The sequence below is a fragment of the Brucella sp. BE17 genome (assembly GCF_039545455.1).
Lineage (GTDB): Bacteria > Pseudomonadota > Alphaproteobacteria > Rhizobiales > Rhizobiaceae > Brucella.
This window is the reverse complement of the sequence record NZ_CP154467.1, coordinates 711,740-730,673: the sequence shown is the minus strand read 5'-3', so window position 1 is coordinate 730,673 and position 18,934 is coordinate 711,740. Positions and strand designations below refer to the sequence as shown.

The following is an 18,934-nucleotide window of genomic DNA, read 5'->3' as shown; positions in this document are numbered from 1 at the left end:
CTCAAGGGCGGCGCGTCGGTCAGGTTGTGCGAAGGTTCAGGCGGAAGGCCAATCAAACACGGGCAGCTCACTTAGGAACGGTTCGACAGAAGGTTGCTCACGTTCGCCCGATTGCACCTTGTCGAGTTCCGCTAGCGCATAAGACCACACCTGATCTCGCCAAGCGACGAAGGCTTTTGCCTCGGCTGCCCATTCTGGCTTCGTGGAATTGACATAGCTCGCAAAGGTCGCACCGCTGTCATAGCCCTCGTCATCATCGATAGAAGAAGGCTCTGCCGCAAAATCATACATCGGCGTAGGCAAAGGGCGCATAGGGCCAACAGAGCCGTCAATTGGCGGACGATAGTCACCCTGCGACCAATCATAATCCGAAGGATCGCATTCGGTGACATCGATCAACACCATGCAGCTTTCGAGGATTTGAACGCCGTCGATCCTGAAAAGCTTATTGATGTAGCCGTTTCGCTCCGAAGTCCAAGCGAATGTCCGCCCCGGCTTGCAATAGGCAACATGCTTGGGCGGCAACGTGAAGGTATGCCTGCGCTGTCTCAAACCATCCAGAAGCCCGGATAAAAGCAAGCGTTGAACCTGTTCCGGGTACGGAACGAAGTCGAACGGTACATTCGTCATGAGACGACGCCCGCCAGCATTGGCTTCCAGATCGGGACGGATGACCGGCGGTGCCGTTTTGTTCGCCCAGCCATCGACCGGAGACGGATAGGTGCCGCTCATACCAGTGACCATATCGGCCAAGCCAAAGAATGGCGTGAACTGCTGGTTCTCGGTCGAGATGATTTCCAGATCGTCTATGTGGAAGAATGGGGCTTCTGGCGCACCGCAATAAAGTTCATAGACGCCGCCGCTTTCCGTGACCGTTCCCTGACAAGCGGTAAGCAATGCTTCCGTCGCGGACGTAATAGGTGCCTCGACCGGGCATTCCGCGCCGGACCGGTATGTCGGCTGGTTATCAGTCCCCACAGCGCGGCACTTGTTGATCTGGTCAATCCAGTTCTGTACAGGCAAACGGCTGCCAGTGACGCCTTGTAGGCCATAGAACCACGATCCATTGTATCGGATACCGCGAAACAAATTATGAAGCTGGACTGCTGGCAGATAATCGCCATCGCCGCCCCAGGTGCTCTGATCGGTAAACCGCTGCGGGCCAGTTCCGCCAGCCGAGCTATCACGGGAAGGGTCATAGAGACGAATTCCGTCAATCTCGAACAGATAGTCTGGAAAACCGGTGAACATCTCCTGTGAGACGAGCGAGGTCATGATCACATAAGCGCGGCCCCGACCGACACGACGGCTGGAATAACTCCGATTGGCGTTGGATGCGGTATTGACGAGGAAGCCATCCGCTGTCGTCTGTGAACCGTCATAGAACTTGAACCAGAGATAATCCTTATTTCCCTTCCGGTATTGCGCAACGGGATAGCCGCGTCCGTCTGGATGCGGGCGGTCGAAATCAATGGTGCAAAGTTCCTTGTTCACCCATAGATTGACCATTCCCTTGATCGGCAAGTCGGCAACACAGATCACGCGTGTCAGATGGGCGTTCTTCGCATCACCGTCCTTCCGCGCTGACACCATGCTATCCAGCAAGGCTGGAAGAATGTGCGATAGTTCCTCTCTTACGACGACGCCCGTGCAGTTCTTGACGATATTGCCGATGATCCGGGCATCGTACTTGGTCAGTCCGTTCGGTCCTGCTCAAACCTCTTTCCAAAGAAGTGATCAAACAGAACGTCAGCCGCTTCGGTCTGGTAGACGATGACCTTTTCGCGAACCGAGATATCTTTGATCTTGTTGGGCTGCAAAGTAGCGAGCCAAAAATGAAGGCGATTTAGAGGAAGTGCCAAAGCGTCCTGAATGCCGCCTGCGGAGGGTATTGCTATTATAGCAACACCTTTCGAGAGCACTGGATGCTCATTCAGCTTCCGTGACTGGTAGCTCCAATCCAGCCCCATGCCTTCTACGACCGGCTTCATGGCAACCATCGTCGTTTCCGGTGTTTCCCCTGCGCTCACAAGGATGTTTGCGCCATGGAAGGGAATTGTGGTAATAGCGTTCTTTGTCATCTGCGGTTCCTTATAAACCGTGGTTGATGATTATGCAGACGTTAGAGCGTCCGCGTGATTTGATGCAGCAGGGGCCAAGTTTGCAGACCGATCCCCTGCTGCTGCCATCTCCTTCTCTAAAATGCGAAGGATGACGTAATTCATTGAACGATCCTGCCTCGCAGCATTTTCAGACACCCAATCTTTAATTCTCTGTGGCATGCGCAATCCAAACGGTGATATCGCGCCTATTCGTTCTTTCACTGCTCGTCTCCGTTACTGATTTGGTACGTAGTCAAAATGATACCATTACGTAACATAGTCAAGAGTCCTTTTGATTATTCCGTACTTTTTTGGTATCGAATCCATTATGGCCAGACCGACATACCCAAGTGATCAAGTTGACAAGACAATGGTTCGCTTCCCGAAAGGGATGATGAGCCACATAAAAGAGCTTGCTGCTCTCAATAAGCGTTCAATGAACGCTGAAATCATAGCGCTTCTTGAGGAAGCCCTTGAAGATCGGCTAGTCAATAATTTAGGTATTTTTAGAAAAAGAGACGCCACGCTCAAGGCTTTACGTCTCGGAAGAACGCTTATGGTTGAGCTTCAAAAACTCAAAGAAGAAGCCGACAAAGAATATTTTGACGACGAAAACCCCTCCGACAAATAACCTCCTGCCGCCAGTAAAACCGCCCTTTTTCGCTATTGCAAGAGGGCCTTTGTGCGGCGTTCCGTGCGACATAGATGATAAATTATCAGCGGGATCGCACAGGCTGTGCGTTGCATATCAATGACTTGTGGAAACCGTTCCGCTGATTAAAAATTAGCTACCAAGTGAATGATTTCAATACGTTATCCGTCCGACCTTTCCGATTTTTGCATCGGATATTTTCACAGCCTTTGCACAGGATATCCACAGATATAGATATCCGCTTCAACTGCGCTCATCCCTGACAGTGATCGTTGACCGGATAGTCATGCCATTGTTTTCATGCTCGACGGTGACGGACTCGACACGATCACCGAAATAATCCAGCATCGCCTCGACTTCTGGGTCGATTCCACTTTCGCGGGGGCGTTTGATGATTTCTGTTTCTGACATTCTCAAAATCCTTGATCAGGTTCCAATCTGGAAGACGGTAAAAGACCTTCCCAAACGGGTAGATGCGTTAGAGGCCGAGAACAAAGAGCTTCGCGCCAGACTGGATAGCTTACTGGAAGCACCGAAGAAGGCTCCTGGTGAAACCTGCAAGGCATGTGGTGAACCAGCCGTAAGGCGCAAATCCTCGCAGCCATCTAAGGGGCCATTTGGCCGATTAGGTGCCCGCGATGAAGTCTGGGCTTGTGACGCCTGCGGAGATAGCGAGATCAGATTGAGCAAATGAAGAAGCGCATCAGTAATGCATCACAACGTCTGCGCAGATGGTGGAATGGGGAATACAAAGTCAAAGATACAGAAGGAGCGATGTTTTTTTACCGTGAGCGATCCCCTTGGCCATATCGTATAGCTCTCTGGCGACTGTGGCAAAAAATTTGCACGATCAGATGCGAAGGTTTCAACTTGGTCACGCAGCCAGCTATAGCGAGGATCAGCATAGATTTCCCGCGCCATGTCCGTGGAATATTCTAGTTCTTCGCCATTCAGAACGATGTTCTTCCAGCCCGCAGTAAGCCCGACAAGCTGTTCAACGGCTTCGCGCTCGACCTGTTCAACCTTGAGGTTTTTCTTGCCGGAGTTCATCCGCTCATTGAGGAACTTACGCGCATGGCGCTTGTACTGCTCGCTGTCGTGACCATGGAGAAGAACGGTCCATGCCATGTCATCTTTACCCCGTAGGACTTCGCCGGTCTGGGGATGGCGCAATTCCAGCGGACGCGCATCAAGGTCAACGGTGATATTCGCGAGATCAAACATTCAATACCCTTCCTGAAATGAAAAAGGCGAGGCAACCGCCCCGCCCTGAAACCTGAATTGTTGATGATTATCAACCGGAAAGGCGCACAACATTCGAATTGACTTCAATCGTACCCTGCATCAGGTCGACGGTGTTTGCCTGACCGCCCTGCCGCTGTGTGGTCATCGGAAGGCCGACGAACGCATCGACCTCACCGGACGCCCATCTGATGCGGAAAGCATAGTTCCGGTTATCCTCGGACGCCTCACGAAATGCCAACTGTCCGAGATCGTCGGTGACGATGGCGAAGTTGTTCTGCATGGAGCCGGCGTTCTTGGTGCCTTGCTCGCGAAACGAAGGCCTCTATTGAAGCCGCTACCCCGCCGTCCAGAGACACCATGGAAGCCGGACGCTTAAGTTCGCCTCTTGTTTCGGCGTGAGGTTAGGCATTCCAGCCCCGGAAGATGATGCGCTCAATTATGTCCCCGCGCATGATAAGGGTGATGCGCCCATTGTCAGATTTGAGGATTGTCATCAGGAGAAAACCCCCATCACTGCGCTGCCGTCCGACATGCTTTCGATTTCAGTTTTGCCACAGCCCAAGGTGCCGACATTGATCTGGCCTATGTTGGCGGGATTGAAGAATAACTTGCCATCACGAAAAATCAGAGGATTGGTCACCTCTGGGTTAAGCTCAATCTTTGTCGGGTTCTCGGGCTTTGGCAGCGCCATTGAAGGAAGGGCAGCAGCTACAGGGGCAAGGCCGATCATTCGCAGGAATGTGCGTCGTTTCATGATCTGATTTCCCGTGTTCTTTTATTATTATTCGTACACTTTTATTCTTGTGATCTATCTATTTTTCGTGTACAAAAATTCACATGAAGATCGTATGGGACGAACCAAAACGCGAAGCCAATATTGCCAAGCATGGTTTGGATTTTGCATCGCTGACTATTGAGTTTTTCGAGAACTCCAAAGTGCTGCCAGCGAAGAATAACCGGCTTCAAGCTATTGGTCGCCTCGCAGACGGAACAATCGTTGTGATCTTCGTGACCCTCGGCACAGAGGCACTGTCTGTTATTTCAATGCGCCCTGCCCGTAAGGACGAAAGGAGCCTGATCTGATGGCTATTAAATTTAGACCAAAACACGCTAATGAACGCGGCTATACCAAGCCGGATTGGGATGCTGTATCTGACAATCCAACCGTTACAAAAGCGGGCATGGCAAAGGCAAAGCCTTTCAAAGAAGCGCTCCCCGAACTTTATGAGAGCATCCAGCGCTCTAGGGGGCGGCCAAAGGTTGATAATCCGAAAGAGGCCGTAACGCTTAGGCTTGATCCTGACGTGGTTGCGAAGTTCAAGGCCAGTGGCAAGAACTGGCGCTCCAATATGAACGAAGTCCTGCGCAAATCTGTCGGGCTATAACTTTTTACCGGTCTTGCCCACTTACGTCGCATTATGAGGGTGGAAGAACAGTAGCGGCCAGCGCGGCTTCTTCTACATGAGTGTGGCCAATAGCATGTACCAAGCGCGCTATGTCGCTATTCTGAATAATTAACCATCGGCTTCTATTTCGGGTGTAATTTAGACCATATTAGTTTCTCTTTATGGTGTAACCGTCACCAAACTAACAGGAGGGAATAATGTTGAAATTTACCGCTATAGCATTGACAGCTACACTCCTCTCAGCCCCCGCCTTTGCATCATCTGAATGCGATAACGCACAAGATCAAGCAACAATGAACCAATGCGCCAACGAGAACTTTATTAAATCTGATGAGCAGTTGAACTCGCACTATCGAGAGATTGAAAAGCGCCTCTCTGACAACGATGATGCTAAAAAGCTTCTGGTCGCATCGCAACGTGCGTGGATAAAATTCCGAGATGCTGAATGCGATTTTGCTGCATCAGGAACTGCTGGCGGAAGCGTACAACCGATGATCCTAGCCATGTGCAAAGATAGTTTAACAACCGACCGTAACAAGCAATTTTCCGAATACTTAAAGTGTGAGGAAGGTGATCTTTCTTGCCCCGTTCCTTCCGGGAATTAAGTCACGCCGCTGCTTGCGGTAAGCCTGCCCTCAGCAATCTGGCGCTGGCGGCGGGCCACTTCACGAGCACCATTCGGCTTATAGGTCCGGCCACCCAGGCGGATGCGCTTGGAACCGCGTGAATGCCGGTGCATCGGCGGGATCGAGACTAAAGGCAGTGATGCGCCACCAAATAGACCACGGACAGATGACGACAGCAGAGCCATCGCCGCAGCTGCAAAGCCAAAGCGCATATCGTTCTCCGATTGTTGATATGAAAAAGCCGCCACCCGAAGGCGACGGCTACAGATTGCTACAGACTGGTACAGAACGGATGGCCGCGACGTGCTGCTTCGCCTGACGCCCTCCTGAAAGGTTCTTTGGTCAGGTACCCATTAGCAAGTTCAGTTCCGTCACGTTCTGATTAGTATGCGAGAACGCTGCAAGCAAATTTGCAGGTTTAAAGATGCCGCCCTTACAGGCCAGTTCTCGCATTCCGTTGAGGACTGGCCTCGAATTGGTGGCCCGATGTTCGCACCACCGGGCCAAGGTGTTATAGCGTCATCCCTATCCGCTGGGCGGAAATATCGAGAATGCGACGCTAAACAGCTACAACGTTGAGGAATTAACCTCTGAATCAAAAGAGCGATCCGAAGACCGCCCAATCCAAATTTCAAACGCTTTACGCATTAGCGTAAAAATTCATGCGCTGATTTGCTTTTAATGTCAAGCGGCCCTCTGTACTCTTAACACCTTGCCAAGCGAATTAAGGGCGCATCGCAATTCAGGGAGCATCGTGATCACGTCCTTGTTTTCGATAACCACCGTTTCGATTGCCATCATGCATAGAGCACCGCTTTGAAGGATTACCCTGCGGCAGTCTCGATAAAGGGTCTCAACGGCATGGTGTCTTTTTTCGCGCTCGCGGTCGAAAGGATCTCGGCTGTCCTTGCCACCCATTCGATTGAGGTCAGAAGGCGACCGGACGCGGCCAGCCTCGATCACAGCCTGATAATCCCCATGCAGTTCGAGGAAACTAATTGCCGTATCGAAATGAGTCTGAGTGAAAACATTCTCGTGCAAGCCGTCTGGATTGCGCCGCCTCGCCTTCTCATAGTCATTGCGCCAGCGGGCGATAACAAGCCCATGCTCTTGCAATCTGGCCTCATGGACGGATAGGCCCGGATTATCCTGCCTACGCTTCCATGTGGCAGTTTCCAGCGCCAGCCGTTCCTCAATCCCTCTGATATTGGTCTTACTCTCCACCGATCTGCTGATCTGACCGGATGGGGTACGCAACACCCCTTCCTTCTTCGGCCTTCCTCGTTTTGTGTTTCGCTTACTAGCCTTGCTGTACGCCGCCATGGTTCCTCGCTGTGGGGTTATGCTGGGTAGGATCGTCTCGGAACTCGCCGCACCAATGATCCCTTTTTGTTAGATTGGTTGTTGAGCGCGGCAATGAGCATGAAGTCATGCCAAGTCCTACCGCTGCATCATGGTTCTGATTAGGGGGAAACCGTACGCATTCGCCCACGGTCGAGCCAATCCAGCGCCAGTAATCGCAGCCAGCACAGCAAGGGCCAATCTTTGCATAGAAGGCGTCGACACTTTTCTGCGTCTGCACTTCTATCGGCTCATTGCTGACTACGTAGAGCATCGCCCTCTCCTATGCCGCTTGGTTGATTTCGATGAGCTTGTTACGGGCGGCGTCGAGAAGCTGACGGCCTCAGCTTCCGTAATCAGCATGCGTTCTGCGATTTCGATCGTGTTTAAGCCGTGGCGGAAATATCGGTGTGCTTGCGCCATGCGGGAGTGACCGGGGAGACATTTGATCTTCTTCGCGGTCGCTACGGCGTAAAAAGACGGGTTGTAACCGGAGTACTTTCCGAGTGGGTGGTTGAGGTTCATTAAACGTCGTCGTCTTCCAATGGCCGTGCGGGACCGGTGAGCGGCATCTATCTCCGCAAGGGGCCCGTCCACGAAGCCGGGACATCTTCGTGCTCAGGCCGGTTTCATCGATGAAGACGAGCCGCGCCGGATCGAGATCGAGTTGGTCGTCGAACCAATCCTGACGACGTTTCAGCAGGTCAGGACGCTCCTGCTCCAGTGCATGCGCGGTCTTTTTTTGAAAGTCCAACCGCGCTTTCGCAGCCAGACGTCAAGCGCGCTGCGGCCGATCGATACGGCTCTGTCCTCGCGCAATCGCAGAACCATCTCGTTGAGCGTGATATCCTTTTCCTCTTCGATTATGCGGATGATGAAGTCCTCGTGAGCATCGAGGCGTGAACCACCGCGTCGGCCCTGCTTGGCAGGCGTCAACTGGGCCGCCCGTGCGCTGGCAATCCAGGCGATGGCCGTTGAAATGCCAATTCCAAATCTGGCTGCCGCCGATCTCGCCGACATGCCATCGCGTGACGCAGCCAGAACGCGGCTACGCAAATCATCACTGAAAGCTCGGGTCATATTGCCTCCGACCAAATCACCAGTCGAAGCGATAGAATCAGAATTCGGAAGCCAGGGGAATCCTCAACCCGATTCCGCGTTCAATGGACGTGCTCTAGCCACAGCAGCTGTATATTCTATAAAAAAATCGCCAATTGCAAAAATACCTTATTTCGTCATTCATCTGTAACATAAATCAGAGAAAGCGTTCTGCGGCGGCAACGGGTGTTGGGTAGTGATACGAATTTAATCTTCATGGCTATGACAGTGGCGCAGATAAGTCTCTTAGAGTTCTACTCCAAGAAGGCGCATCGTAGATGCGGCCTATAATAATTTTATTGCCACAAGTATATAATACATATATTCTCTTTAAGAGGATTGTATTAAGCTTTACTATTTAACGACTTCCCTTTATTTAATTGTATTCATAAATATTTCAGTATATCAACATTGACTTGCTGTATGTTAAATGAAATATGCGGTGCGCAACTATAAATAAAAGAACCCATACACATTAAAACTGATCTTGGAGGTCAAAATGAATCTTAAGAGCCTTCTCATTGGCTCCTCTGCAGCTATGCTCGCAGTTTCGAGTGCTCATGCTGCTGATGCGATCGTTGTACCAGAACCGGAAGCGGTTGAATATGTTCGCGTTTGCGATGCATACGGCGCCGGCTACTTCTACATTCCTGGAACCGAAACGTGCCTACGCATCGCCGGCTATGTCCGCTACGAAGCAAAAGGTGGTGATGACGTCTATTCCGGTGTGGATCGTGAAGGTTGGGACAAAAGCGCACGTTTCGCACTGCGCTTTTCGACCGGTTCCGAAACCGAACTTGGTACTTTGAAGACCTTCACTGAGCTGCGCTTCAACTATGGCTCTTCGAATTCCGGCGAAGACGGTTTTTATGGCAATAGCAGCTCCAACACGGATATGCGTTTTGCCTTTATCGAGCTCGGCGGCTTTCGCGTCGGCATCGACGAGACAGAGTTCAAGATTTTCACCGGCGCTCTTGGCGACGTCATCAACGATGACGTCATTTCCGCAGATTCTGCCAGAACAGGCAAGATTTCCTACACCTTTACCGGCGGCAATGGCTTCTCGGCTGTGGTCGCTCTCGAACAGGGTGGAAACAACTACGCGATTGACGGCTATGTACCGCATGTTGTCGGTGGCTTGAAATATAAAGGTGGCTGGGGTTCGATCGCCGGTGTCGTGGCTTACGACTCGGTCATCGAAGAATGGTCTGCCAAGGTTCGCGGCGACGTCAATGTTACCGATCGCTTCTCCGTATGGTTGCAGGGTGCTTATGCGTCCGAAGAAACCCCGGATCAAAACTATGGCCGTTGGGGCGGTGACTGGGCTGTTTGGGGTGGTTTGAAATTTAAGGCAACCGACAAGGCTTCCTTTAACTTCCAGGCTGCGCATGACGACTGGTCAAAGACCGCCGTTACCGCGAACGTCGCTTATCAGTTGGTTCCCGGCTTCACCATCACACCGGAAATCTCCTACACCAAGTTTGGCGGCGAGTGGAAAGCTGATGGTATCGAAGACGATGCAATCGGTGGCGTTATCCGCTTCCAGCGCTCGTTCTAAGAACGGATGCAATAATCGGGTATCAGGAAAATACCCCCTGATACCCGTGAATACATGTCGCTTACGCGTTTAATGTGCGTTTTACGAATAAGGGCATGAAAATAATAATGCGATCTCCAGTCCATTGTTATGGCAGGCGGCAGATTGTAAGGTTTGCCGCCTGTTTGCATATTTTTACCGCGATTTATCATCTCAACAGGTCATCGGGCTCTCAAGGGCGGAGCAATATTAAATGGCCTTGTTTTCTGGCGAAATACCCTGTTCAATTCTCCAGTCAACCGGAGGAAAGATATGCGTATAAAAGCTATTGCTGCAGTCAGCGGCTGCATGATTATCGCAACCAATGCCCACGCGGCATTGGCACCGAATTATCAGCGCGCCAAGGAAATGACGGCAATCATTGAAGCTGTCGCAGAAAAAATCCCAACGCATCCTATTTCCAAGATCATCTATCAGAAACCTGATCAGTATCAAGTTATTGCCGGTCCCTGTTCGATCCGTGCCATGATCATAACCAAACCCGGAAAGCCGATGATGGTCGGACCACGACAATTTGAGGTGAAGCTTTCCTCTCAAAAATGCGGGGGATAAATCAACATCCTCATGCAACTGTCCGGCATGTTGAGCGTTTTGCATCACGCGTCTATTGGGAGACAACATGCCAGACCAATTACAGGCTGCACTGACTGATCTGTTGCATGCGGATAATTTTAACATCTGGCCGCATCTGATCGCTCTTGTCATTGCCTACGCGCTTGCATTTCCGATTGGATGGAACCGGGAGCGCGCGGAACGAAGCGCTGGCCTGCGAACATTTCCGCTTGTGGCTGTGGCCAGTTGTGGTTTCGTGCAGGCTGCTGAAGGTGTGACCACCGATAATCCTGAAGCGCTGGCGCGAATCGTAGAAGGCATCATCACCGGTATGGGGTTCATCGGCGGCGGCGCAATTTTAAAGCTCGGTTCGTCCATAAAGGGAACTGCCACGGCTGCAAGCCTCTGGGCAACTGGAGCCATCGGCATATCAGTCGGACTTGGAGCGATTGATGTCGCTGTCATGATCTCCTTCACAGCACTGGTAACCCTTGTGTTGTTTACACCACGCAATGGCGATACAAAGCTTCTTTCAGGTGATTGCGAAGAAGGAGAAACAGATGAAAATCAGCGCACGTAACCGCCTTAAGGGCACGATCGTTGAAGTTACCAAGGGTGCAACCACCGCCCATGTACGTATCGATATCGGAAATGGTGTGATTGTCACCTCTTCGATTACCAATGAAGCCGTTGACGAACTTGCGCTTGCAGTCGGAAAGACCGCTTACGCAGTCGTCAAGGCCTCCGATGTGATGGTGGCGGTGGACTAAAGAAATCAACTTTTCCGGACAAGGTCGGCAAGAATGACCTCGCCATGCTCGCCGAGCTTGGGCGACCGCCGGTCAAGTTGCAAGTCCGCATCGGAAAAACGGATTGGCGTGCGCAGAGCGACTACACCTTCCGGCTCTATCTTCATACCGCGTGCGATAAACTGCGGATCGGCAAAGACATCGGCCACCGTGTTGATCGGTCCTGCCGGGACACCCTTACCCGCCAGTGCTGTCAGAAGATCGTCGCGTTGCCATTGCCGGGTCTGCTTTTCCAGAATTTCGGTCAATTCGGTACGATTGGCGACACGCGCCGAATTCGTGGCGAAGCTTTCGTCGCGTGCCAGTTCACCAATACCAAGCAGGCTTGTGAGCTTAGCAAATTGCCCGTCATTGCCGCAGGCGATGATGAAATAGCCGTCTGACACGGGTAAAGTCTGGTAGGGGGCGATATTGGGGTGCGCATTGCCCATACGCTTCGGCACCACGCCTGAGGCCAGATAATTCATCGCCTGATTGGCGAGAACTGAAGTCATGCAATCGAACAGCGCCATATCGATATGCTGGCCCTTGCCAGTCCGCTCCCGCATGATCAATGCCGACTGGATGGCAATGACGCTGTAAAGGCCTGTAAAAATATCGGCAAAGGCGACGCCAATTTTTTGCGGTTCCCCGTCGGGCGCACCCGTCAGGTCCATAATACCGCTCATGCCCTGGATCATGAAATCATAGCCCGCACGCTGCGCATAAGGGCCATCCTGACCAAAGCCGGTAATCGAACAATAGATAAGACGCGGATTGATCGCTTTCAGGCTTTCATAATCGAGCCCATATTTTTCAAGCCCGCCTAGCTTAAAATTCTCGATCACCACATCAGCATTGGCAACAAGCTTACGCACCAACGCCCTGCCCTCATCGGTACGGAAATCTGCTGTGATCGAGCGCTTTCCACGGTTGCAGGCATGGAAATAGGCGGCTGACTGTTCGCCATCCACATCGATGAAAGGCGGCCCCCAAGTACGCGTATCGTCACCCTCGGGGCTTTCGACCTTGATGACATCTGCACCCAGATCGGAAAGCGTCTGCCCGCCCCATGGACCGGCCAGAATACGGGCAAGCTCGATCACTTTCAGGCCATTGAGCGGGGTGTTCTGCATGTTCTTTCGCCTAAATTCAGAAGAAGGCCTGAATACCGGTCTGGGCGCGACCGAGAATTAACGCATGCACATCATGCGTGCCTTCATAAGTGTTGACCGTCTCCAGATTCTGCGCGTGACGCATGACGTGATATTCGATCTGAATGCCATTGCCACCATGCATGTCGCGCGCTTGACGCGCAATATCGAGCGCCTTGCCGCAATTGTTGCGCTTGACGATAGAGATCATTTCCGGCGCCATTTTGCCTTCATCGAACAGCCGACCAACGCGCAGGCTTGCCTGAAGTCCGAGCGCAATCTCCGTCTGCATATCTGCAAGCTTTTTCTGATAAAGCTGTGTTCCGGCCAGAGGCTTGTCGAACTGCTTTCGGTCAAGGCCATATTGACGCGCACGGAACCAGCAATCCTCTGCAGCCCCCAACACGCCCCATGAAATACCGTAACGGGCGCGATTGAGGCACCCGAATGGTCCTTTGAGGCCTGAGACATTGGGAAGAAGCGCATCTTCGGGCACTTCCACGCCATCCATGACGATTTCGCCGGTAATGGATGCACGAAGTGAAAGCTTGCCGCCGATTTTGGGTGCCGAAAGCCCCTTCATGCCTTTTTCGAGGATAAATCCGCGAATGGCATTGTCATGGGCGCTGGATTTGGCCCAGACGACAAAAACATCGGCAATGGGTGAATTGGAAATCCACATTTTCGAACCTGACAGGCGATAACCGCCGTCAATTTTTTCGGCGCGCGTCTTCATGCCGCCCGGATCGGAACCGGCATCGGGTTCTGTCAGGCCGAAACAACCGATCAGTTCACCGGACACGAGGCCCGGCAAGTGTTTTTTGCGCTGTTCATCCGAGCCATAAGCATGGATCGGAAACATGACGAGCGAAGATTGCACGCTCATCATTGAGCGATAGCCAGAATCAACGCGCTCAACTTCGCGCGCGACAAGGCCATAGGCCACATAGCCGGCATTGGCCGCGCCATATTCCTCAGGCAACGTCACGCCGAGCAGTCCCGCCTGCCCCATCAGGCGAAACAGGTCCGGATCGGTCGTCTCGTCAAGATAAGCTTTTTCAATGCGCGGCTGGAGCACGTCGCTTGCAAAGGCTTTGGCCGAGTCGCGGATCATGCGCTCGTCCTCGGTCAATTGTTCATCAAGCAGAAACGGGTCTTCCCAGTGAAAGGCAGCACGCGACATGAAAATCTCCTCGGATATGGTGGTCCCATTATGACGTTGCATTTTCACGCTTGCAAAGCATGTTTACTCATTCATCTATTCCGTTTAGTAATAGATGAATGAGTTCTCTATCCAGACGCCTGCTACCCACGACACGTGCGCTCGCTGCGTTCGATGCCGTCGCACGCCACCAGAGTTTTTCGGTGGCAGCGGACGAGCTTTCCCTGACCCAGGGCGCTATAAGTCGGCAGATAGCGACACTCGAAGAACAGTTGGGTACGGCACTTTTTGAACGCAGCAGCCGAAATGTGGAGCTTTCACCCGCCGGTCACGCCTATATCAAAGCAATTACACCAGCACTCGCCGCCATTCGGGCGGCCTCATTACAACTTATGACGCAGATGCGCGGCACCACACTTAATCTGGCTTTTCTGCCAACGTTTGGTACGCGCTGGCTGATACCACGCATTCCAGGGTTCGTAGCGCGCCATCCCGATATTATTCTGAATTTCGCAACGCGCATCGGCCAGTTCGATTTCGACCGTGAGGGGCTGGATGCGGCCATCCACATCGGTCAGCCAGACTGGCCCAATGCCGATTGCATCTTTTTGATGGATGAAACCGTGGTACCAGTTTGTAGTCCGGCACTTTTACAACGAAATTCACTGTCGACACCCGCAGAGTTGTTGCGCCTGCCGCTTTTCCATATGGCGTCGAGGCCCGGTGCCTGGGATCACTGGTTCAAAAGTCTGGGGCTTACGGCTTCGGTTTCAGGCGGCATGCGTTTTGAGCAATTTTCCAATGTGTCGCAGGCCTGTCAGGCGGGACTTGGTGTAGCGCTGATGCCGCTTTTCCTGATCCAGTCGGAATTAGAGAACGGACAATTGGCGGTCGCCTGGCCACATAAAGTCAAAAGCCCGAGCAACTATTATTTTGTATCACCGAAAAGCCGCACTGACACGCCCGCGGTCGCGGCTTTTCGCGACTGGCTGGTGGCGGAAGCGACGCGCGATCAAGCCATAGCCGATCAAGCCATAGACCGGGCAGCAATTTCGTAAGAACGCAAACGCTTGCCATGATCATGGATCATGCCGGTCAGCATCAGCTCATCCGCGCCAGTGCGCTCGGCAAACTCCCGGATGCCTTTGGCAACCGTATCGGGACCGCCCACAACCCGGCATGACAGCACCTGCCGCACCATGGCCTGTGCTGCGGGGTCGAGGCTTTCCTGATAGCCTTCGACAGGTGCGGGCAGTTTTCCGGGACGACCTGTGCGCAGATTGACAAAAGCCTGCAATTGCGAGGTGAAGAGATAATGCGCTTCCTCGTCGGTGTCGGCAGCGATCACATTGAGACCGAGCAGAACATAAGGCTTTTGCAAATAGTCCGATGGCTCGAAGCGCTCGCGATAAAGCTCGACTGCGCGTTCCATTTCAGCCGGTGCGAAATGCGAGGCAAAACCGTAAGGAAGCCCCAGCATGGCGGCCAATTGGGCACCAAAAAGGCTGGAGCCCAAAATCCAGACCGGCACATCGAGCCCCGCACCCGGAACGGCCTGCACGCGCTGGCCCGGTTCAACCGGTTTGAAATATTGCAGAAGTTCCACGACATCGCGCGGAAAATCATCGGCACTGCCCTGCAACGTTCGGCGAAGGGCATGGGCGGTCATCTGGTCCGTTCCCGGAGCGCGTCCAAGGCCCAAGTCGATGCGGCCCGGAAAGAGGGACGCCAGCGTTCCAAACTGTTCGGCGATGACCAGAGGGGAATGATTGGGCAGCATCACACCGCCAGACCCCACACGTATCGTCGAAGTGCCATTCGCAACATAGCCAATCACGACAGACGTCGCAGCACTGGCAATGCCCGGCATATTATGATGCTCCGCCAGCCAATAGCGATGAAAGCCGAGCCTTTCCGCATGTTGTGCAAGCTCAAGCGTGTTGCGCAGCGATTGCGCCGCATCATGGCCTTCGGGAACGGGCGAAAGATCAAGGACGGATAAAGGTATCATGCAGACTCATATGGGATTGGCTGAAGAAAGCGGCAAGAGAAAAGGCGACCTATTTCTAGGCCGCCTTTTCATTGCGGTTCAATGCAAGTTTCGGTGAACGCGCTCTATTGCGGGTGTGCTTCTATCATTTTGCCACTTTCGTCCTTGGATGGCACAACTTCACCTTCGACATCCTTTTCAGCGATAAAGGTGTAGAACATCGGCACCACGAACAGTGTAAACAGCGTACCGATCAGGATGCCTGTGAAAATCACAAGTCCCATCGAATAACGTGCTGCCGCACCGGCACCGCTGGCAATGATCAGCGGCACGACGCCGAGCGCCATGGCCGCAGTGGTCATCAGGATCGGACGCAGGCGCGTTTCGGCAGAGACGATGATAGCATCGCGGCGCGAAAGCCCGTGCAGACGGCGTTGCTGGTTGGCGAACTCAACCATCAAAATACCGTGCTTGGTAATCAGCCCGACAAGTGTGATCAGCCCCACCTGCGTATAGATGTTGAGCGTACCCAGTCCCAGATTGAGCGGAACGATAGCGCCGAAGATCGAAAGCGGAACCGACATCATGATGATGAAGGGATCGCGGAAGCTTTCAAACTGGGCTGCCAGAACCAGATAGATCACGATGACGGCAAGGCCGAATGCGATCAGGATGGTATTGCCCTGCTCGACTTCCAGTCTCGACTGGCCGGAATAATCGAGGAAGAAACCGTCCGGCATTTTTGACTGGGTCAGATCGACAAGGGTTTGCAGTCCCTGCCCTGTGGTCACCCCTGGCAGCGGCAGCGCTGAAATCGTTGCGGAATTCAACTGGTTAAACTGCTCGATGGCCGCAGGCGAGGCATTCTGACTGATCTGGATCAATGATGACAAAGGAACCATCGTTCCCGACACACTGCGCACGTAGAAATCGCCGAGTTTTTCCGGGTTGGAACGATATTCGTCCGGCACCTGCGGAATGATGTCATAGCTGTTGGAATCGCGGTCAAATTTGGCAACCTTCGCTCCACCCGTCAAAAGACCGAGCGTTGCGCCGATATCGCTGATCTGGACGCCCAGTGTCGCCGCGCGATCACGATCAATGGTGATCGAGGTTTCGGGCGCATTAAACGACAGCGAATTCTGCACGATGATGAACTGGCCTGTCCTTTGCGCCTCGTTCTTGATTTCCTCGGCAAGCTCGAAAACGCGATCCGCCGGGCCGGTCGATTGCAGGGCAATCGAGATCGGCAGCCCACCGCCCGTACCGGGAAGCGACGGCGGCGCGAAGACGAAGGACTCAACACCTGCAAGCTTGGTCAGGCGTTGCGTCAGGTCTTCCTGAATTTCCTTTTGCGAGCGCGAGCGGTCCGCCCAATCCTTGAGCACCCACAAAGCGATACCGGAATTGGTGCCGCCGTCCATGCCGGTGATCTGGAAACGTGTCTTCTGCTCCGGCAGATCCTTCGTCAGTTCATCAATTTGCTGTGCATAGAGATTGGTATAGGCGGAAGTCGCATATTGCGGCGCATTGAACATGGAGAAAAGCGCGCCCGAATCTTCTTCCGGGGCAAGCTCGCTCGATGTGTTGACGAACAAGAACCCGGTCACTCCAATAAGCGCAACGACGATCATCAGCGTTATGCCGCGATAATTGAGCGAATTGGAAACGCGGCGATGATACCATTTTTCGACGCGGGAAAATGTGTTGTCGATAAAGCGTTGGAAGCGCGATGCCTCGCCGTGCTTGAGCATACGCGCGCACATCATCGGCGAAACGGTCAACGCCGCAACACCGGAAATGATAACTGCGCCAGCCAGCGTGAAGGCGAATTCGCGAAACAGCGATCCGGTCAGCCCGCCTGTAAAGCCCAGCGGTGCAAACACCGCAGCGAGCGTAATCGTCATGGCGACGATTGAGCCGGTGATTTCCTTCATGCCCTTGAAGGCTGCATCCATCGGCTTAAGTCCCTCCTCGATATGGCGGTGGATATTTTCCAGCACCACGATAGCGTCATCGACCACGAGGCCGATTGCCAGCACCATCGCGAGCAGTGACAGAAGGTTGATCGAAAAGCCGAGTACATAAAGGAAGAAACAGACGCCGATCAGCGAGATCGGGATGGTGACGATAGGAATGATCACCGAACGGAAATTCCCAAGAAAGACAATGATCACCAGAATGACGATGGCTACGGCTTCAGCGATAGTGATGAAAACTTCGCTGATTGATGAGCTGATCTGTTCCGTCGCGTCGTAAACGAGAACGAGCTGCATGCCCTCCGGCAGTGAAGCCTGAATAGAAGGCAACTCCTTGCGCACAGCCCCCGCCATATCAATGGGATTGGCCGCCGGTGTCGGCATGACACCAAGGAATGTACCATCCGCACCGTTAAACGAAACAATGGTGTCAGTGCTTTCCGCGGCCAGCTCCACTTTCGCGACATCGCGCAGGCGCACAACCTGGTCGCCATCACTCTTGATCGGCATGGCGCCGAATGCTTCCGGCGTCTGCAATGTCGATTTGAGCGTAATCGATGAAGCGACATATTCATTCTTGGTCTTGCCGGGAGCGGACAGGAAGTTTGACGCATTGATCGCTGCAAGAACTTCCGGTGCAGTGATCTGGCGGGCGGCAAGCTGGATCGGATCGAGCCACACACGCATCGAATAGACTTGACCGCCAAGGATTTGCGCCTGAGCGACACCCGGAATGGTGGACATGCGTGGCTGGATCACGCGTTCCAGATATTCGGTGATCTGTTCGCTCGACATGTTTGGATTGTTCGCCGCCAGGTACATGGTGGCAAAACTCTCGCCTGTTCCCTTAAGAATAACGGGAGCATCAGACTCTGTTGGCAGATCACCACGGACCTGATTGACCTTGGCAATGACTTCGGTCAGTGCGGCATCCGGGTTTGCACCCAGTTTCATCTGAACCGTAACCGTGCTCGAAGACGGTCGACTTGAAGAGGTCACATAGTCGATGTTTTCAGTGGTCGCCACGGATTTAGCGATAGGCGAGGTAATAAAGCCCTGAATGAGATCGGCACTCGCCCCTGCATAGGTGGTGCTGATGGTAATGACCGTTTCGTCGACCTTGGGATATTCGCGTACCGAAAGCTGCGCGATACCCTGAAGACCAAGCAGAATGATCATGAGTGCGACTACGGTTGCAAGAACGGGCCGCCGGATGAAAATGTCAGAAAAGCTCATCTCGAT

Annotated in this window: 22 protein-coding genes and 1 pseudogene; 10 read left to right on the top strand and 13 right to left on the bottom strand. The window is 53.0% G+C overall.

Annotation, left to right across the window (positions count from 1 at the left end; translation table 11 throughout):
* Nucleotides 1-36: 36 nt before the first annotated feature.
* Nucleotides 37-1,590: a hypothetical protein gene (locus tag AAIB41_RS03565; protein ID WP_343314241.1), complete on the bottom strand. Its 1,554-nt coding sequence runs from the start codon at nucleotides 1,588-1,590 to the stop codon at nucleotides 37-39.
* Nucleotides 1,591-1,694: 104 nt separating this feature from the next.
* Nucleotides 1,695-2,081, bottom strand: coding sequence for a phage antirepressor N-terminal domain-containing protein (locus AAIB41_RS03560; RefSeq protein ID WP_343314239.1), 387 nt, complete (start codon nucleotides 2,079-2,081; stop codon nucleotides 1,695-1,697).
* 349 nt (nucleotides 2,082-2,430) lie between these two features.
* Between AAIB41_RS03560 and AAIB41_RS03555 the strand changes: the two genes are divergently transcribed.
* Nucleotides 2,431-2,733, top strand: coding sequence for an Arc family DNA-binding protein (locus tag AAIB41_RS03555; RefSeq protein ID WP_343314238.1), 303 nt, complete (start codon nucleotides 2,431-2,433; stop codon nucleotides 2,731-2,733).
* Between the two features lie 264 nt (nucleotides 2,734-2,997).
* On the opposite strand, the gene AAIB41_RS03550 is transcribed toward AAIB41_RS03555, so the two are convergent.
* Entirely contained in the window at nucleotides 2,998-3,165 is a 168-nt protein-coding gene (locus tag AAIB41_RS03550; protein ID WP_343314237.1) for a hypothetical protein, read from the bottom strand.
* Between AAIB41_RS03550 and AAIB41_RS03545 the strand changes: the two genes are divergently transcribed.
* Entirely contained in the window at nucleotides 3,146-3,448 is a 303-nt protein-coding gene (locus tag AAIB41_RS03545) for a hypothetical protein (RefSeq protein ID WP_343314236.1), read from the top strand. The genes AAIB41_RS03550 and AAIB41_RS03545 overlap by 20 nt on opposite strands.
* Before the next feature lie 20 nt (nucleotides 3,449-3,468).
* On the opposite strand, the gene AAIB41_RS03540 is transcribed toward AAIB41_RS03545, so the two are convergent.
* The 3 genes from AAIB41_RS03540 to AAIB41_RS03530 form a co-directional block, all read right to left on the bottom strand.
* Complete coding sequence (locus tag AAIB41_RS03540) at nucleotides 3,469-3,978, bottom strand: hypothetical protein (RefSeq protein WP_343314234.1); 510 nt, start codon at nucleotides 3,976-3,978, stop codon at nucleotides 3,469-3,471.
* A 70-nt stretch (nucleotides 3,979-4,048) separates the two neighbouring features.
* Nucleotides 4,049-4,279, bottom strand: coding sequence for a hypothetical protein (locus AAIB41_RS03535; RefSeq protein ID WP_343314233.1), 231 nt, complete (start codon nucleotides 4,277-4,279; stop codon nucleotides 4,049-4,051).
* A 213-nt stretch (nucleotides 4,280-4,492) separates the two neighbouring features.
* Nucleotides 4,493-4,753, bottom strand: coding sequence for a hypothetical protein (locus tag AAIB41_RS03530; RefSeq protein ID WP_343314232.1), 261 nt, complete (start codon nucleotides 4,751-4,753; stop codon nucleotides 4,493-4,495).
* 83 nt (nucleotides 4,754-4,836) lie between these two features.
* On the opposite strand from AAIB41_RS03530, the gene AAIB41_RS03525 reads away from it, so the two are divergent.
* The 3 genes from AAIB41_RS03525 to AAIB41_RS03515 all read left to right on the top strand — a co-directional run bounded on the left by AAIB41_RS03525 (nucleotide 4,837) and on the right by AAIB41_RS03515 (nucleotide 6,010).
* Nucleotides 4,837-5,082, top strand: coding sequence for a BrnT family toxin (locus AAIB41_RS03525; RefSeq protein ID WP_343314230.1), 246 nt, complete (start codon nucleotides 4,837-4,839; stop codon nucleotides 5,080-5,082).
* Nucleotides 5,082-5,384 (top strand): BrnA antitoxin family protein, encoded by a 303-nt coding sequence (locus AAIB41_RS03520; protein WP_343314228.1) that lies wholly within the window; start codon nucleotides 5,082-5,084, stop codon nucleotides 5,382-5,384. The genes AAIB41_RS03525 and AAIB41_RS03520 overlap by 1 nt, the downstream gene beginning before the upstream one ends.
* A gap of 218 nt (nucleotides 5,385-5,602) precedes the next feature.
* The gene (locus tag AAIB41_RS03515; RefSeq protein WP_343314227.1) at nucleotides 5,603-6,010 is read left to right on the top strand and encodes a lysozyme inhibitor LprI family protein; all 408 of its coding nucleotides are present in this window, start codon (nucleotides 5,603-5,605) and stop codon (nucleotides 6,008-6,010) included.
* Here the strand turns inward: AAIB41_RS03515 and AAIB41_RS03510 are convergent.
* The 3 genes and pseudogenes from AAIB41_RS03510 to AAIB41_RS03500 form a co-directional block, all read right to left on the bottom strand.
* The gene (locus tag AAIB41_RS03510; RefSeq protein WP_343314226.1) at nucleotides 6,007-6,243 is read right to left on the bottom strand and encodes a hypothetical protein; all 237 of its coding nucleotides are present in this window, start codon (nucleotides 6,241-6,243) and stop codon (nucleotides 6,007-6,009) included. The two genes, AAIB41_RS03515 and AAIB41_RS03510, sit on opposite strands and share 4 nt — an antisense overlap.
* 472 nt (nucleotides 6,244-6,715) lie before the next feature.
* Nucleotides 6,716-7,288 carry a hypothetical protein gene (locus AAIB41_RS03505; RefSeq protein WP_343314225.1) on the bottom strand — a complete coding sequence of 191 codons (573 nt, stop codon included), beginning with the start codon at nucleotides 7,286-7,288 and terminating at the stop codon, nucleotides 6,716-6,718.
* Nucleotides 7,289-7,898: 610 nt separating this feature from the next.
* Nucleotides 7,899-8,452 (bottom strand): annotated as a pseudogene (locus AAIB41_RS03500) (IS630 family transposase); the annotation flags it as partial.
* Nucleotides 8,453-8,969: 517 nt separating this feature from the next.
* On the opposite strand from AAIB41_RS03500, the gene AAIB41_RS03495 reads away from it, so the two are divergent.
* From AAIB41_RS03495 to AAIB41_RS03480, 4 genes are all read left to right on the top strand, one after another.
* Entirely contained in the window at nucleotides 8,970-10,028 is a 1,059-nt protein-coding gene (locus AAIB41_RS03495; RefSeq protein ID WP_343314224.1) for a porin, read from the top strand.
* Nucleotides 10,029-10,181: 153 nt separating this feature from the next.
* Entirely contained in the window at nucleotides 10,182-10,619 is a 438-nt protein-coding gene (locus tag AAIB41_RS03490; protein WP_343314223.1) for a hypothetical protein, read from the top strand.
* 67 nt (nucleotides 10,620-10,686) lie between these two features.
* The gene (locus tag AAIB41_RS03485; RefSeq protein WP_343314222.1) at nucleotides 10,687-11,199 is read left to right on the top strand and encodes an MgtC/SapB family protein; all 513 of its coding nucleotides are present in this window, start codon (nucleotides 10,687-10,689) and stop codon (nucleotides 11,197-11,199) included.
* Complete coding sequence (locus tag AAIB41_RS03480; RefSeq protein ID WP_343314221.1) at nucleotides 11,180-11,389, top strand: molybdopterin-binding protein; 210 nt, start codon at nucleotides 11,180-11,182, stop codon at nucleotides 11,387-11,389. The genes AAIB41_RS03485 and AAIB41_RS03480 overlap by 20 nt, the downstream gene beginning before the upstream one ends.
* Before the next feature lie 5 nt (nucleotides 11,390-11,394).
* Here AAIB41_RS03480 and AAIB41_RS03475 read toward each other — a convergent pair whose 3' ends face one another.
* Both AAIB41_RS03475 and AAIB41_RS03470 read right to left on the bottom strand, forming a co-directional pair.
* A complete protein-coding gene (locus tag AAIB41_RS03475; RefSeq protein WP_343314220.1) occupies nucleotides 11,395-12,543 on the bottom strand; it encodes a CaiB/BaiF CoA-transferase family protein in 1,149 nt (382 codons plus the stop codon).
* Between the two features lie 16 nt (nucleotides 12,544-12,559).
* Entirely contained in the window at nucleotides 12,560-13,744 is a 1,185-nt protein-coding gene (locus tag AAIB41_RS03470) for an acyl-CoA dehydrogenase (protein ID WP_343314219.1), read from the bottom strand.
* Nucleotides 13,745-13,842: 98 nt separating this feature from the next.
* Between AAIB41_RS03470 and AAIB41_RS03465 the strand changes: the two genes are divergently transcribed.
* Complete coding sequence (locus tag AAIB41_RS03465; protein WP_343314218.1) at nucleotides 13,843-14,781, top strand: LysR family transcriptional regulator; 939 nt, start codon at nucleotides 13,843-13,845, stop codon at nucleotides 14,779-14,781.
* Here AAIB41_RS03465 and AAIB41_RS03460 read toward each other — a convergent pair.
* Together AAIB41_RS03460 and AAIB41_RS03455 are read right to left on the bottom strand one after the other, a co-directional pair.
* Complete coding sequence (locus tag AAIB41_RS03460) at nucleotides 14,751-15,734, bottom strand: LLM class flavin-dependent oxidoreductase (RefSeq protein WP_343314217.1); 984 nt, start codon at nucleotides 15,732-15,734, stop codon at nucleotides 14,751-14,753. The two genes, AAIB41_RS03465 and AAIB41_RS03460, sit on opposite strands and share 31 nt — an antisense overlap.
* Nucleotides 15,735-15,838: 104 nt before the next feature.
* The gene (locus AAIB41_RS03455) at nucleotides 15,839-18,928 is read right to left on the bottom strand and encodes an efflux RND transporter permease subunit (protein ID WP_343314216.1); all 3,090 of its coding nucleotides are present in this window, start codon (nucleotides 18,926-18,928) and stop codon (nucleotides 15,839-15,841) included.
* Nucleotides 18,929-18,934 lie beyond the last annotated feature (6 nt).